The 16,255-nt window shown below is 43.6% G+C and carries 12 protein-coding genes and 1 pseudogene; 3 read left to right on the top strand and 10 right to left on the bottom strand.

The window, feature by feature from the left end; genetic code table 11:
- Nucleotides 1-12: 12 nt before the first annotated feature.
- Together ACXJY6_RS15505 and ACXJY6_RS15500 are read right to left on the bottom strand one after the other, a co-directional pair.
- Nucleotides 13-2,844, bottom strand: coding sequence for an FAD-binding and (Fe-S)-binding domain-containing protein (locus tag ACXJY6_RS15505; RefSeq protein WP_458768879.1), 2,832 nt, complete (start codon nt 2,842-2,844; stop codon nt 13-15).
- 50 nt (nt 2,845-2,894) lie between these two features.
- Entirely contained in the window at nt 2,895-4,583 is a 1,689-nt protein-coding gene (locus tag ACXJY6_RS15500; RefSeq protein WP_458768878.1) for an L-lactate permease, read from the bottom strand.
- Nucleotides 4,584-4,799: 216 nt separating this feature from the next.
- On the opposite strand from ACXJY6_RS15500, the gene ACXJY6_RS15495 reads away from it, so the two are divergent.
- Together ACXJY6_RS15495 and ACXJY6_RS15490 are read left to right on the top strand one after the other, a co-directional pair.
- Complete coding sequence (locus ACXJY6_RS15495) at nt 4,800-5,699, top strand: LysR family transcriptional regulator (RefSeq protein ID WP_458768877.1); 900 nt, start codon at nt 4,800-4,802, stop codon at nt 5,697-5,699.
- Between the two features lie 127 nt (nt 5,700-5,826).
- Nucleotides 5,827-6,447, top strand: coding sequence for a TorD/DmsD family molecular chaperone (locus tag ACXJY6_RS15490; protein ID WP_458768876.1), 621 nt, complete (start codon nt 5,827-5,829; stop codon nt 6,445-6,447).
- Between the two features lie 100 nt (nt 6,448-6,547).
- On the opposite strand, the gene ACXJY6_RS15485 is transcribed toward ACXJY6_RS15490, so the two are convergent.
- From ACXJY6_RS15485 to ACXJY6_RS15450, 8 genes and pseudogenes are all read right to left on the bottom strand, one after another.
- On the bottom strand, nt 6,548-7,249 hold the full coding sequence (locus tag ACXJY6_RS15485) for an SDR family oxidoreductase (RefSeq protein ID WP_458768875.1): 702 nt from the start codon (nt 7,247-7,249) through the stop codon (nt 6,548-6,550).
- A gap of 66 nt (nt 7,250-7,315) precedes the next feature.
- The gene (locus tag ACXJY6_RS15480) at nt 7,316-7,726 is read right to left on the bottom strand and encodes a cytidine deaminase (RefSeq protein ID WP_458768919.1); all 411 of its coding nucleotides are present in this window, start codon (nt 7,724-7,726) and stop codon (nt 7,316-7,318) included.
- Nucleotides 7,727-8,054: 328 nt separating this feature from the next.
- Nucleotides 8,055-9,047, bottom strand: coding sequence for a murein tripeptide/oligopeptide ABC transporter ATP binding protein OppF (oppF, locus tag ACXJY6_RS15475; protein WP_456050049.1), 993 nt, complete (start codon nt 9,045-9,047; stop codon nt 8,055-8,057).
- On the bottom strand, nt 9,044-10,015 hold the full coding sequence (gene oppD, locus ACXJY6_RS15470) for an oligopeptide ABC transporter ATP-binding protein OppD (RefSeq protein WP_458768874.1): 972 nt from the start codon (nt 10,013-10,015) through the stop codon (nt 9,044-9,046). The genes oppF and oppD overlap by 4 nt, the downstream gene beginning before the upstream one ends.
- 15 nt (nt 10,016-10,030) lie before the next feature.
- Nucleotides 10,031-10,933 (bottom strand): oligopeptide ABC transporter permease OppC, encoded by a 903-nt coding sequence (gene oppC, locus ACXJY6_RS15465; RefSeq protein ID WP_456050051.1) that lies wholly within the window; start codon nt 10,931-10,933, stop codon nt 10,031-10,033.
- 9 nt (nt 10,934-10,942) lie between these two features.
- Nucleotides 10,943-11,863 (bottom strand): oligopeptide ABC transporter permease OppB, encoded by a 921-nt coding sequence (gene oppB, locus ACXJY6_RS15460; protein WP_456050052.1) that lies wholly within the window; start codon nt 11,861-11,863, stop codon nt 10,943-10,945.
- A gap of 90 nt (nt 11,864-11,953) precedes the next feature.
- Nucleotides 11,954-13,585 (bottom strand): annotated as a pseudogene (locus ACXJY6_RS15455) (ABC transporter substrate-binding protein).
- A 473-nt stretch (nt 13,586-14,058) separates the two neighbouring features.
- Nucleotides 14,059-15,015: an AEC family transporter gene (locus ACXJY6_RS15450; protein WP_456050054.1), complete on the bottom strand. Its 957-nt coding sequence runs from the start codon at nt 15,013-15,015 to the stop codon at nt 14,059-14,061.
- A gap of 227 nt (nt 15,016-15,242) precedes the next feature.
- On the opposite strand from ACXJY6_RS15450, the gene acuI reads away from it, so the two are divergent.
- The gene (gene acuI / locus ACXJY6_RS15445; RefSeq protein ID WP_456050055.1) at nt 15,243-16,223 is read left to right on the top strand and encodes an acrylyl-CoA reductase (NADPH); all 981 of its coding nucleotides are present in this window, start codon (nt 15,243-15,245) and stop codon (nt 16,221-16,223) included.
- Nucleotides 16,224-16,255: the final 32 nt, after the last annotated feature.

Here is a 16,255-nt window from a genome sequence, read left to right as displayed (position 1 = left end):
CAAAAGTTAGGTTTATGCACTTACTTCATCGACAAGATAAAGAATCGATTGATAAGGAATACCACTGTGATGTGACAGTCCAATTTCACATGTTCGACTGTTACTAAATCCGCGTATGCAACCCGTTGGGACTTGCTCTTTGAGGGGGTGAACCGCTGCGGCGTTGAGTTCTGGTGTAGTAAAGCCTTTGTCGCCAGCCCAACCACAGCACTGAATGTGCTCTGGAATAATGACATCACTGACACACGCTTTCGTTAGCTCAACCATTTTCTGTTCAATACCCATGCGACGAGAGCTGCAGGTAACGTGCAACATAACGGTCTCTTGTTTCTGAGTGATGTTTAAATGATCGATCAGGTATTTTAGAGTAAACATTGTCGGCTCTAGAATTTCCAATGGTTTGGTAAACTCTTCGGTACTGCGTTTAGCACAAGGACTGGTATCCATCAGCACTGGGTATTTACCTTGTTCAGTGGCATTCCATAGTGCTTGTTCTAGTTGTTCAGACTTACTTGTCGCAATGTCATTCATGCCTTTACTGCTGTATGGCATTCCACAGCATTGGCTGCTGAGTTCATTTGGAGTAATGACTTCAAACCCTGCTTTTTCAAGTAGATTCAGTGTAACTTCAGTGAGTGAGCGTTGATCTTGAGCATCACTTTGTTGTCCCATGGTACGACTGGCGCACGATGGCATATAGACGACTTTTTTGTCGAAGTTGGCCTGATAGCGAATCGCTTGATCAAGCTTGAATCGATTGGCTTGTGGCATTTCTGCCATCCAAAATGGCGTTTTACCACGAGTGAGATTCCGTAGCCCGTTGGTGATACCGCCGACAGCTTTTTCTCCCGCCACTTTTGTTGCAAAGTGATTGGTTCTTAATCCAATTTTGGTCAACGTCGTTGTAGTTTCAAAGTGATCCGCAGTCCATGTGGCGATAGGCGTAAATTTTTTGTATTTCGCGGTACGGAGTTTCTTAACTAAATCGCCTGTATTAATGCCGACAGGGCAGCGATCGGCACACAGTCCTGTTGCCGCACAGGTATCAATACCTTGGTATTCGAAGACACTATTTAATTCGTCAGCAGATTGGGTCTCGCCTGAGCTTTCTCTGCGTTGTAACTCTCGGTAAAGTACGATTCGTTGGCGAGGGGAAAGGCTCAAGGTTCGCGAAGGGCAAACTGGCTCACAAAAGCCACACTCAATACAGCGGTCAACCAAATCGTCAGCTGCTGGCATTGGCTTAAGATCTTCTATATGAGAATTAGGATTGTCATTAATGATCACGCCTGGATTTAAGAGCCCATTTGGATCAAATAAACGTTTGATCGCTATCATTAATTGATACGCATCTTTACCCCATTCGAGTTCCACATAAGGAGCCATGTTTCGTCCGGTTCCATGCTCGGCTTTTAGCGAACCTTGGTATTTCACCGCGACAAGTTGAGCAACATCTTCCATAAACTGACCATAGCGATCAATTTCATCTTGTGATTCAAAACCTTGTGTGAATACAAAGTGAAGATTTCCCTCAAGAGCATGGCCAAAAATAATCGCTTCATCGTACTTATAGAGGTCAAACAACTCTTGAAGATCACGTACACCAGCTGCGAGATTTTCAACCGGAAACGCGACATCTTCAATGATCACCGTAGTGCCAACTTCACGAACCGCACCGACGGCTGGAAATAGGCCTTTGCGTATTCCCCAAAGGCTTGCCACTACATTTGCATCAGAAGTAAAGGGCACAGATTCAATAATCTCATACTCTTTTAGGGCTTCAAGAATGGCGTCACATTGCTGGTCTAACGTTTGGTGATCGGTTGCTCTCGATTCAACTAACAAAGAGGCTGCTTCTAAATCGAGCGATGCGATAAAGTCGGGCATCCCCGGTTTGCCTGCAATGGAATGTAGTGAGCGGCCATCCATCATTTCAACCGCAGCGACTGGAGTTTTTGATAAAGTGGTTACGGCTTGACTGGCTTGTTCGATATCTTTAAATATAAATAAAGCTGAAGCTTTGTGAGGGTGTTCGATCACTGTGTTGTAAGTAATGTCGGCGATGAAACCTAATGTTCCTTCCGAACCAATCATCAAATGTTCAATGACATCGATAGGATCGTGGTAATCCACCAGCGAGTTAAGCGCATAACCGGTGGTATTTTTCAGACGGTATTTATGTCTAATTCGTTCAGTAAGTGTGGTATTTGCAAGAGTTTGTTGGCAAAGCGCTTCTATATCAGCGATAAACTCAGGTTTTGCGGCTTTAAATGCAGCAATGCTTGCTTCATTACCTGTATCGAGCAAGGTACCATCTGCAAAGACAATGCTCATGCTGTCGACGGTACGGTAGCTATTTTGTGCTGTGCCACAACACATTCCACTGGCATTGTTGGCCGCGATTCCGCCAATTTTACAGGTATTAATCGAAGCGGGATCAGGACCAATTTTTCGCTGAAACGGTGCAAGATAGCCGTTTGCATCGGCTCCGATCACGCCTGGTTGTAATAGTATCTTATTGCCTTCGTTCAAAATCTTATGCTTGCGCCAGTCATCAGTTAGCGTAATCAAAACAGAATCAGAGACTGCTTGGCCCGAAAGGCTTGTTCCGGCTGCTCGAAAGGTAAATGGAATTTGAAGTTCACCACACGATTTAATGGCAAAAACAACTTCATCGAGACTTTTGAGCTGCAAAACGATTTTTGGCACCAATCGATAGAAACTCGCATCCGTACCATAAGCAAGACGCTTCGCTTCCTGGGTGATGATGCGTTCCGGCGCGATTTGAGCCGAAAGGTTCTGTTCTAGAGTTGTATATTTCGCGTCTAATGACTGACTTTGCATAATGATTTCCTACTTATTTCTTATACTTGTATTGGTAATACGGATGGTGGCTACATTAATTCGTCAGTGAATTGGAAACCGTAAATCAAGGTTAAGCCGATGATACCTGTTAATACAATGTAGAAAAATGTTGGAATAATGGTTTTACGAAGTATCGCACCTTCACGACCCAATAGACCCACCGTCGCCGACGCCGCAACAACGTTATGAATCGCAATCATATTACCTGCTGCTGCACCAACGGCTTGAAGTGCTACGACAACCACACTCGATATTGATAAGGTTTGTGCCACTTCATATTGGAATTGACTAAACATCATATTGGAAACGGTATTCGAGCCAGCAATGAAGGCACCCAGAGCACCCACAGCGGCACTTAACGCTGGGAATGCATCGCCAACTAGACCTGCTGCGAAGTTAGCTGTGGTGACAGGCATACTTGCCAAATCAGAAGCATTTACGCCTGAGTTAATGAAAATACGAACCATCGGAATGGTAAACACAAGAACAAACCCTGCGCCAATCAGTGTCTTGCTCGATTCACCAACCGCTTGTGCGAGTGGCTTTAAGCTGCGGCTCTGAATAATGACGGCAAGAAATGCAGTAAAGACTAAGATTCCGCCCGGTAGATACAGAGGCTGGATAGAAGTGCTGATCCCTGCTTCACCGAAGATATTAGAGAATGAAAGGCTCACGTCCGTTAGCGTTGACTTGAACTCACTGCTCACTCGACTTGCAACAAGGATTAACGCTAGCAACACATACGGAAGCCATGCCATGGCTAATCCCATTGGCTTGTGTTTCATTGAGTCGAGGTCAAGCTTTAACGATCCTAGCCACTCGGTTGGCCAGTTGTCTTCTGAATCGAAGTTCCAAGTTGATTTAGGAACCAAAAATCCTTTTTTCGCCGCAGTTACTACGATAGCAAGCCCCAACATACCACCGATGAGCGATGGGAATTCAGGACCAAGGAATACACCGGTTAGTGCATATGGAATGGTAAAGGCTAGGCCAGCGAAGATTGCAAAAGGTAAAATATCTAAACCTTCACTCCAACTCTTATTTTTACCAAAGAAGCGAGTCAGCATTATTGCCATTAGAATTGGCATGAACGTACCGACTGTTGCGTGAGTTAGGGCAACTGTCGAGGTGATGTGTTGTAAGTACGCATCCCAGTTCGAGCCATTGGCAACCAAAACTTCACCGATATTGTGAGTATCAAGCCCACGGTTTACACCAACAATAATCGGTGTTCCAACTGCGCCAAACGAAACTGGCGTCGATTGAATCATCATTCCCATTAAAACAGCGGCAAGTGCTGGGAACCCGATAGCAACTAATAACGGCGCGGCGATCGCGGCTGGCGTACCAAACCCTGATGCACCTTCAATGAAGGACCCGAAACACCAAGCGATGATAATAGCCTGGATTCGGCGGTCAGGGGATATATTGGTAAAGCCGTTGCGAATGGTGGTAATCGCTCCGGTATGCTTCAGAGTGTTAAGTAAGAATATGGCACCAAACACAATCCATAATACGGATACAGTTATTCCAAATCCTTGGAAAATAGAGGCGAAAACGCGGGTAGTCGACATATCCCATGCGGTAAGGGCGATGATGACGGTTAAGATAAAGGCGATGGGCATTGCTTTCTTAGCTGGCCAGTTGAGGCCGACTAAAAGTATTCCCGCTACGACAATCGGGGAAAAAGCAATTAATGCTAGTAGGGTTTCACTCATGGGTACTTCCTTATAAATTAAATATTCCATCCGATCGGCTAACTCTACGAGCATTGTTATTTTAGGGTTTAAGCTGTGTCGTATGTTGCAATCGAAAGTTCACTTTGTTCTTAACAAATGTGACTAATTTGTTAAGTTGGCGTGAATTTACCCCTTTCTTTTTTATGAATATAGAGAAATAATGAAATTGATTACTTCTAAAAGTGGACTAATAACATGCGTGCGGATGACCTAATCCTGTTTTCTCAAGTGATTGAGTTGGGAAGTTTTAGTAAAGCAGCAGAGAAAAATAACCTTACGAATTCAGTGGTTAGCAAGAGAATTGCGCGTTTAGAGGAGGAGTTAGGTGTTCAACTTATGTATCGAACGACTAGAAAACTCACGTTAACTGAGGCGGGGCGGGTATTGTTACACAATGCGAAAAGTGTGAAGCAAGCCGCTCAAGAAGCGTTTGATGCTGTATCTGGTTATGGTGAAGATGTGAGCGGACATATTCGAATGTCAGTGCCGACGACTTCTGGGGAGCTTTTATTGGCGGAAGTAGTGGCGGAGTTTTGCAATCAGCATCCCGGTTTAACCGTTGAAATGTCGCTTAATAATAAGTTTGTTGATTTGATTGAAGATGGCTATGACTTAGTTATTCGAACTGGATACTTAGAAGACTCAAGCATGATTGCACGTCATCTCGTTGATTCACATTGGGTGGTCTGTGCGTCACCTAGCTATATTCGTCGCCAAGGTTTACCTATCACCCCAGATGTTTTGGCAAACCATAATTGTCTTCAGTATGCGTATCAGACCACTGGGGCGAGTGAGTGGGAGTTTAAGAATAGTGACGGGCACTATTTAGTCCATGTAAAAGGGAGTTTTTTTACCGATAGTTTGGCAGGCTTACGCAAAGCAGCGTTGGCTGGGCAGGGCGTTATTTATGTGCCTCGTGTATTGGTGTATCAGGATATTCAAGAGGGGCTGTTGGTGGATCTTTTCCCAGAACAGGTCGGAAAAATGCTGGGTATTTACGCGGTGTATCCTTATACACGCCAACCACCCAATAAGGTTAAGTTGTTGATTGATCATATTCGTGGCCATTATCAACGCATTCGTGATCAGTTTTAGTCGATGCCATTTACCGATGGCGTTGGGTTTTAGGTCGATTAATTCAAAAAAATCCGTTATGTTTACTCGCTCAGAATAACGCGATGGTAATGGATATTATCGCACACGGATTTATTAAGGCTTTATTGTGCAGCTACAAGACCTCTCTCGACCTGATCTCGCCATTGTTTGCAAACTCTTCGGAACCTTGTTTTATTATCAGCCAAATGATTTTGAACACCTTCCAATCAACACCTATCTTGATAATGACGATGTCGAAACCCCAATCAAGGAAGTGAGCGAAGCGCTGGATGCATTTAAGTTTGTCGATCGCACGGAATTGCAAACCGAACATGAGCGCTTGTTTACAATGCAAGAGTTGATGCCTGCTCCACCGTGGTCTTCGATGTACCTTGATAAAGAGTCGATTTTATTCGGTCAATCGAACAAGAGTTATTGTGACTTTATTGAACATTGTGGATTAGGGTTGCGTGAAAATGCTGAAGACCCAGAAGATCATATTGGTTTGATGCTAATAGTGTTAGGGATGTTGATCGACGATGAGCAAGAACAGCACGTAAAAGAATTAATTGGTGAATATTTAGCAACGTGGACGACCTTTTATTTTGCCCGCCTGACTGAAGTTAGCCCAAGTAGCGCTTATGCAAAACTGGCCGTTCAAGTCACCACATTATTGGATATTGTTCGTCAGAATTATTCAGCACAAGTGATGATCAAGAGTAACTACTTCCAACCAAGCGAGTCTTAGGCTGAACCTATTTTCTCGAACCTCTGTACTGCAATAAGAACTTAAAATAAATGCCACACTGTTGATCAGTGTGGCATTTATTTTGACAATGAGGATCGTCTTATGCGCTTAATTCTCCACCATCGATGGTAAGAACAGTGCCCGTAGAATAGTTATTGTTCATTAGAAATAGATACCCTTGCGCGACGTCTTCATGGCTTCCCAAGCGTTTCAACGGTATTTTGCTGCCTAAATTTTGAACCGTATCATATCGTTGATGATCGTCGGGGAAGCGTTCTATAAAGCCAGGGGACAATGCGTTAACACGAACGGGAGCTAACTCGACAGCCAGCGATTTAACTAATGATTCGATTGCACCATTAATCGCAGCTGTACCAGAGAATCCGGTGTAACCGCGTGAGGCTGCAATGCCGGATGTGAGCGTAATACTGTTGGTCACCGAGTTTGAACGAATTGAATGCAAGGCTAAATAGTACTGCCCCCAATATTTGGCCTCAAATGCCGCTTTGTGTGAATTCACCTCTCCATCAGTAAATTGGTTTGAGATGTGAGTTGGCTTAATCGTTGCGACGAGGTGATCGATGTCGGCAACTTTGTTGAAAAATGCGATAACTTCAGTCTCATTACTGGCGTCTAATACATGGGTGGAAATGCTAGAGCCAATTGATTCTGCTGCCAGTTGTAACTTCTCTTCTGATCGAGAGGCGATCGTCACTTTACCGCCCAGATCAACAACCTGTTTTGCCAGCGCGAGCCCGATGCCTGAACTGCCTCCAACAATAACGACATGCTTTCCTTTCACGATATTCTCCGTTTGGTTTCTATTTTTAGAAGCAAATTAGTAAAGTCTGCAGCAGATATTAATGCGCTATAGTTCTTCACCAAACGCCAAAGACCAATGATGTGGCATTAATTCGCGTATCGATTTAAACGTTAGTTCATCGTTAGGCGTACTTACCGCTGCCATGACGTCCCCTCCCCAATGAACAAGTCTTTCTCGACATACGCCACAGGGCGATAGTACTTTAAACTCTGAGTGTTCGTCGTCTCTTGCGATACACAATGAATGAGTGACAGCTTCGTTCAGCTTATGAGCTTCAAGATAAGCGCCAACTTCCATACATAATCCCAACGATTCCACTTTAATATCCGGAGCAACACTAGTAAGAATCTTGCCTGTTTCAGTGCGGACTGCCGCTGCACCACCCCAACCACTTGGGTATCGAGAGTTTATCAATTCTACGGCTGCGTCAAATATCGCCTTTTCAATGTTCATAATTAATCCGAAAATGAAGTATATATTCGTTAAAATTGATGTAAATCCAAGGTCTATGTGACTAAATTTACAAGTAATTCTGAGAAAATTTCACCTTGAGTCCACAACCTAGTAATACTATGCGATTTAAGATAAAAGTTCAGCTTAATATCAAACGTAAAGTATATTAACTTGTGGCTAGTCTAAACGCTTGCCAGAGAAAGGGCACTTTATAGATGTCTAAACGTGTTGGACCAATTGAAGAGATGTTGGTGGAAAAAGGACTGAACGTTTCGACGAACAGTCCTCGATGATTAAGTCGAATAGCAAGCCAAGCATTTGAAAGGCTTAGTTACCCTTCTGCCATCCAACAAGCCACTTTATGCTTTTCACTTCCCACTAAAGTCGGTTTTGTTTTAGAGCATTGTGAAGTGGCTTTGGGGCAGCGAGTACGAAATACGCAACCTGAAGGAGGGTTGATTGGTGAAGGCAAATCTCCTTCTAGCATTTCGATCTGTTTGGCTCGCTCTAACCTAGGATCCGGTATTGGCACCGCAGACATCAATGCTTTGGTATAAGGATGTTTCGGATCAGCAAAGAGAGCCTTGGATTCACCAGATTCGACAACATTACCTAAGTACATCACCATTACGCGATCTGAGATATGTTTAACTACAGAAAGGTCATGCGCGATAAAGACTAAACTTAGCCCCATCTCTTTTTGAATTTCCATCAGTAGATTAATAACCTGAGCTTGGATCGATACATCCAAAGCTGAGACTGGCTCATCACAGATTACCATCTTGGGCTTAAGGATCAGAGCTCGGGCGATACCGATGCGCTGACATTGGCCACCAGAAAATTCGTGAGGGTAGCGGTTGATGACATTAGGTAATAAACCAACCTTGGTCATCATTTCCTTCACTTGTTGCTTTATCTCATCCTTTTTTAAGTTCGGATAAAACGTCTGCAAGGGCTCAGCTATAATTTCTCCAATCGTCATTCTCGGGTTAAGCGAGGCAAGCGGGTCTTGGAAAATCATTTGAATTTCTTTGCGAGTTTCACGACGCTGAACATCTTTCATCCGGGTTAAATCTTGACCAAGCCACATAACTTGGCCTTCTGTCGCCTCAACCAAGCCAATAATGGCTCGGGCAAATGTCGACTTACCACAACCGGATTCACCAACCACGCCCAGAGTTTCACCTTGGTATAGTTTTACTTCAATACCATCTACGGCTTTCAACGTTATTGGTTTGGCCCAGGGCCACGCTGATTTCGACGCTAAGTTAAAGTGCACCTTGAGGTTGTTGATATCTAGTAACAGATCTTTTTCATTGATCATTTTTTCCATTCCTCCCACGATGAGAAGCAAGCGCGTTGGCGTTGGTTGGCAAACGTTTCTAACGAGGGTGCTTGCTGCTTACAATGCTCAACAACACGATGGCAGCGCTCTTGGTAAGGGCAGCCTGGTGGTAAGTTCAACAAGTTGGGAGGATTACCCGGTATGGTTGGCAAAATATCACCTTCGGTGTCAAGTCGTGGGATTGCTTTGAGTAACCCTTCTGAATAGGGATGACTTGGGTGATAGAAAATGTCATTGACGCCGCCGTATTCCATCGTGCGTCCTGCATACATCACTAAAACTTGATCGCAAGATCCGGCAACAACGCCTAAATCGTGGGTGATCATAATGATGGCGGTATTAAACTCTTTTTTCAGTTCATTCAGCAAGTCCATTATTTGAGCTTGAACCGTTACATCAAGGGCTGTGGTTGGCTCATCGGCAATTAAGAGTTTTGGATTACACAGTAAAGCCATTGCGATCATCACTCGCTGACGCATACCACCAGAAAACTCATGTGGATACATATTAATGCGCTGACGAGCCTCGGGAATTTTAACCGCATCGAGCATTTTCAATGATGCTTCAAAGGCCTCATTTTGGCTCATATTTTTGTGTAGTTTGAGCACTTCCATTAATTGATCACTGACTTTCATATAAGGGTTCAGTGATGTCATTGGATCTTGAAATATCATCGAGATTTGATTCGCTCGAATCTTATTTAGATCGCTCTCTGGAAGGTTTAGAATTTCTTTGCCTTCAAACTTCGCGCTACCAGAAACTCGACCGTTGTTGGCCAGCAAGCCCATGATGGCAAATACGGTTTGAGATTTACCTGAACCTGATTCACCTACAATTCCGAGTGTTTCGCCTTGGTTAAGAGAAAAGTTTAAGTCGTTAACTGCCGTGACACTGCCATCTTGAGTGGCAAACTCGACTCTAAGGTCTCGTACATCTAATAAATTCATAGTTATATCCTTAACTTAGCGGTCTTTAGGGTCGAGAGCGTCACGTAGACCGTCACCGACATAGTTAAAGCAGAATAGGGTTAATATCATAAAAGCAGCGGGGAAGCCGAGTTGCCAAATAGCGATCTCCATGGTGTTTGCACCTTCTTGAAGTAGAGCTCCCCAACTGGTCATTGGTTCTTGCACACCTAATCCTAGGAAGGATAAGAAAGACTCAGTCAGTATCATGCTTGGGATCAGTAAAGTTGAATAGACCACAACAATGCCTAGTACATTCGGTACTATGTGGCGGGTAATGATTTTCCATTTGCTAACACCACAAACGTGTGCAGCTTCGATAAACTCTTTACCACGTAAACTGAGTGTTTGACCGCGAACTATCCGAGCCATATCCAACCAGGCAATGGCACCGATTGCGACGAAAATCAGCATAATGTTACGACCAAAAAAGGTCACTAATACGATGACTAAAAACATAAACGGAATCGCATATAAGATTTCAAGGATACGCATCATAATGCGATCAACTCGGCCACCTAAAAATCCTGATGTCGCCCCATAAAGCGTCCCTATGAGCACGGCCACCATTGCGCCTAATATGCCAACCATCAGAGAAATTCGGCCACCAATTAGCGTTCGCACATAAATATCTCGACCCAGTGAATCGGTGCCGAAAATATGGTCCGCTGAAGGGGCGGCATTCATTGCATACCAGTCGGTATCTTCATAGCTAAATGTTGCCAGCATAGGCAAGAAAATAACGGCAAGAGTAATAAGTACAAGAATGAACAGACTCACCATTGCAGCTCGGTTACGCATAAAACGAATACGAGCATCCTGCCATAAACTTCGGCCTTCAACTTCAAGTTGCTCTGAGAAGTTTTCTAGGGCTTTGAGATTTTCTTTTTTGGTAATCATCTTAGCCTCCTAGTAGCGAATTTTCGGGTCGATATAGGCAAGCAGAATATCGACGACAGCATTGAACAAAATAAACAGAAATCCGATTAAAATGGTGACGCCCATGACTAATGAGTAATCTCGGTTAAAGGCGGCATTGACGAATAACTTACCGATACCGGGCAAACCAAATATGGTTTCGATGACGACGGAACCGGTGATGATTCCTACGAAGGCTGGCCCCATATATGAGACAACAGGGAGCATGGCGGGCTTTAATGCGTGTTTCATTATGATGTAACGATAATTGAGTCCTTTGGCCTTAGCGGTACGGATAAAGTTGCTTTTGAGCGTTTCAATCATCGAGCCGCGTGTTATCCGAGCGAAGGTGGCAACATAAAGCATCGACATACCAACAACGGGCAACGCCATGTATTTAAAGGAACCATCTTGCCAACCACCAGCTGGAAACCAGCCTAATTTGATTGAAAAAATATAAATTAATACCGGAGCCAAAACAAAGGAGGGCATGACCACTCCGATCATCGAAGACGCCATTATGATGTAGTCAAACCAGGAGTTTTGCCGTATCGCGGCCAGCGTGCCAATCAGCACCCCGAGAATGACGGTAAATATAAACGCGGCAAAGCCAACTTTTGCTGATACAGGCAGTGCACTGAATACGAGTTCGTTAACTGAAAAATCTTTGTATTTAAAAGAAGGTCCAAAATCGCCGTGCAAGACATTTCCGAGATAGGTCAAGTATTGAACGGAAACCGGCTTATCTAAGCCATACTTGGCGTTAATGTTTGCCATAACTTCTGGAGGAAGTGGCCGCTCACTGGAAAAAGGATTACCGGGTGCAAATCGCATCAGGAAAAAGGAGATGGTAATGAGCACCAAAAGGGTAGGTATTGCTTCTAATACCCGCTTTAATATAAATCTAAGCATGAGATAACTCTTAAGTTATTGTAATTACTGACGTTAAGCCACTGGCTACCGCATTCGAGTAGCCAGCGTACGGAGTGATACTAAAAGTTATTACTCAGCTTTAATGTAAAGATCTTTGGTGAAGATCTTCTCTTCTGCGTTGTTATATGGGTAACCACCGACTTTTGGAGATAGAAGGCGAGCTTTAACATATTGATAGATAGGGGCGATTGGCATATCGTTCGCTAGGAGTTTCTCTGCTTCGGCATACAACGCGCTACGTTCCTCTTCTGAGGTACTTGCTAATGCTTTTTCCATCACTTTGTCATAATCAGCACTGTGGTAACGCGGGTCATTGGAGCTGTTATTTGACTGCATTAAAGAGAGGAAGGTAGAAGCTTCGTTATAGTCACCACACCAGCCGGCACGAGTCACTTCGAAATCACCTTGGCGACGAGTATCAAGATAGGTTTTCCACTCTTGATTCTCTAGAGACACTTTCACACCAAGTGCTTGTTTTCACATTGATTGAACAGCTGTCGCGACTTTTTTATGGTTTTCTGAGGTGTTGTAAAGCAGCGTAAAGCTAAGTGGATTTGATTTATCAAAACCTGCTTCAGCAAGCAGTTCTTTCGCTTTTTCTACACGCTCTTTTTGGGTTAATTTTGCGTAGTCTGGTTCCACTGGACTAAACCCATTGACGATCTCTGGCGTTAAGAAATAAGCAGGTTTTTCTCCTTGTCCCATGATAGCGTTAGCGATGACATCACGATCAATCGCGTAAGACAGTGCTTTACGAACATTCACATTGTCGAACGGCGCGCGTTCATTGTTAAAGCCATAGTAATATGAACATAGGTTGCCAGTAACGACGACAGATTCTGGGTGTTCTTTTTTCAAGCGTTTGAATTGCTCAACAGGGACTTCATACGTCATGTCGACTTCACCGGCAAGGAAACGGTTCATATCGGCATTTTGGTTTTCAATTGGAAGGTAAGTCACTTGGTCGATGACGGTATGGTCATTGTCCCAATAGTTCGGGTTGCGTTTTAGCACTAGTCGTTCGTTAATTACCCATGTATCAGGTGTGTAGGCACCATTACCAACAAAGTTTTCAGGCTTGGTCCACTGATCGCCAAATTTTTCAATGCTCGCTTGGTGAACCGGCTTAACAGTGGTGTGACCCATCATTTGGATGAAATACGGTACCGCTTGCTCAAGTTTGATCTCTAATGTGTGAGCATCAATTGCCTTAACACCAAGCGTGGATTTGTCTTTTTTAGCCGCGATAATATCGGCTGCGTTTTCCATTGTGGTCATTTCAAGATACCAAGAGTATGGAGAAGCAGTCGCAGGATCAACGGCGCGTTGTAAGCTATATACGAAATCTTCGGCAGTAACTGAATCGCCATTTGACCATTTTGCTTCAGGGCGAAGATGGAAGATGAATGTTTGGTTGTCAGCGGTTTCCCAACTTTCTGCCACACCAGGAATGGTATTACCGTTTGCATCTTGGTTAACCAAACCTTCCAATAAATCACGAATTACCATGGATTCTGGTACACCTTCAGTCTTGTGCGGATCTAATGAAGCGACTTCTGAGCCGTTACCACGAACAAGTTCTTGTACTGCTGCGAGTTTCGTTCCTTCAGGTACATTGGCTGCAAATGTGGCGCTAGATGCGGTGATTGCGGTTAAACCAAGACTCAGCCATAACGCTTTGGTAATTGAATTTCTGTTCATTGTGTTACTCCATGTTATTTATTGCTTCTATGAGATATTTCTTATCGCTAAACCTCATGAAAGCGCTTTTATTTCTATTTAGAATTTTACAAAACTCGAAATATGTTATCAATTGATGGATTTTATATCCACACTGTAGGTTATTATTGAGCCTATTATCTGCTTTGCACCAAAATAACAGAGTTAAACTCTATATAGCAAGAGGCTGAAGGGTGAAGTTGATAATATATATAGGGTAATTTAGCGAGTCATGCTGAAATTGAAGGTGTTAACTAGATGTTAAGTCCTAAAATAGTGCAAAATTTGGAGGGTTTAGCTAGTTATTCTGACGTTGAAGGCATTAATTAAGTGTTGTGTTCCAAATTGGTGCAGCTATTAACTTATTTATCTATTTAACTAGACGTTGCTGCTACATAACTTACTTGGAACTACACATTAACGTTGATGGTTTCAGTCACTTAGTTGAATTAAGTTTAGATTAACGACAGGCTTGAAAGGATAAAAAGCCCCATAGTGCTGGTGATGATCGACAGCAATGTAGAGAGCACAATAATATTTGCTGCTAAGGTGCCATTTGCGTTCATTGCTTTGGCAAGTACAAAGCTGGCGGCGGCGGTGGGAGAGGAGCTGGTGAGGAAGATTATGCCTAATTCTAAGCCTCTAAAGCCCATCATAATAGCGAGCGATGTGAACACTATTGGGCAAATAATCAACTTAACGCCTGTTGAAAACCAGGCTGAATGTTTGTCGCGATACAGTTGACGTAGATCGAGTGATCCACCGCCACACATCAAAGCGAGGGGTAATGTCATATTGGCTAAGTATCGACCGGCATCGTTGGCAATTTTGGGCATGGTTAGCTGAAGCTGACTACAGATTATGCCAAGGATAATGGCAATAATAAGTGGGTTTTTTGTTAAGGATTTCACCACTGTTGGTAGCGCTTTCACAGCACTGTTCTCAGTTTTAGGAGACAGTGTAATCACACTTAATACATTATACGTTAAGGTCAGTCCGGCAACGTACAAGGCAGCTACGGCTAACGCATCATCTCCATAAGCATTTGAGACATAAGCAAGTGCGATGACAGCAACATTGCCTCTAAATCCCCCTTGAATAATGACGCCATTGTCGCTGTCATGAGAAAATAAGCGATGGGTCACTAAGGAGAGAAAGATAAAGAAAAGCAATGTGCCGATAATACCGAACGCGACGAGAGTTCCACTGCTGCTGATATCGTGACTTGAGCCCATAACACTAAGAAATAGAAGCGCAGGAAGCGTTACGTTATAAACCAGCCGAGAAGCGACCTCAATAAAATGACCATCGATTAATCCAATGCGGCGAAAGATAATCCCAAGAAATAGCATTAAGCATATTGGCCCGGTGACAGTGCCGGAAAAGAGAAAATTATCGAGTAAAATGTCCATTATCTACCGCTTTAGTCGGGGGGTGGTCAGGTTTGAAAATTAGGTCACGCTTTGAAAGTACCATTTCATTTATGCTTTGTCTTTACGGTTTATCGTTTTACATAAACACTTTGCTAAAAGGTTATGTGTTTTATGCATATCATTTATGTTTAACTTTCATTTTTTTCATTTATAGTCTGAGAGTAGACTGTCGGTAGACATTATTTGAATGGTTTGTGGAGATTTTCATGTTTAAGGCATTGGTTTTAAATCAACAAGATAAGAAAACAACATCAGCAATAGAAACACTAGACAGTAGCCAGTTACCCGATGGTGATGTGCTTGTAGCGGTCGATTATTCTTCGCTTAACTACAAAGATGGATTAGCGATAACCGGCAAAGGAAAAATTATTCGTGAATTTCCAATGGTTCCAGGTATTGATTTCGTTGGCAGTGTGCTTGAATCGAATGACCAGCGCTTTGCCGTTGGCGACAAGGTGGTACTGACCGGCTGGGGCGTTGGAGAAAACCATTGGGGTGGAATGGCAGAGCAAGCTCGTGTGAAGGCAGATTGGTTGGTACCTCTGGTTGATGGTTTAGAAGCGAAACATGCAATGATGGTTGGAACTGCCGGTCTAACGGCCATGTTGTGTGTTCAAGCGTTGATTGATGGTGGCGTGACACCTGAAAGCGGTAAAGTATTGGTGACAGGCGCAAGCGGAGGCGTTGGCAGTGTTGCAGTGAGTTTGCTCGCACAATTGGGTTACACGGTGAGTGTGGTTACCGGACGTGTTGACGTAAATGGTCCACTTTTGACAGACTTAGGTGCAAGCGAAATCATTGATCGCTCTGCGTTTGAAGAGTCAGCAAGACCACTAGAAAAGCAAGTTTGGGCTGGGTGTGTTGATACTGTAGGATCTAAGGTATTGTCGAAAGTGCTAGCGCAAATGGACTATAACAGTACCGTGGCCGCGTGTGGTTTGGCTGGTGGTTTTGATTTACCGACAACTGTGATGCCATTTATTTTGCGTAATGTTCGTTTGCAAGGTGTCGATTCAGTGCATTGTCCTTACGAGAAACGTTTGGAGGCATGGAATAAGCTCACTCAACTTCTTCCAGATAGTTATTATCAAAATGCGTGTACTGAAATTTCTCTTGAACAAGCCGCTGAGTTTGCTGAAGCGATTACCAATGGACAGACAACAGGGCGTGTTGTGATTAAGCTTTAATTACCGCTTTATTTGTTGTGAATTTCTAACGC

It is taken from the genome of Vibrio phycocola (assembly GCF_054404255.1).
The sequence above is the reverse complement of the archived record's forward strand: the minus strand, read 5'-3'. Positions and strand labels throughout refer to the sequence as shown.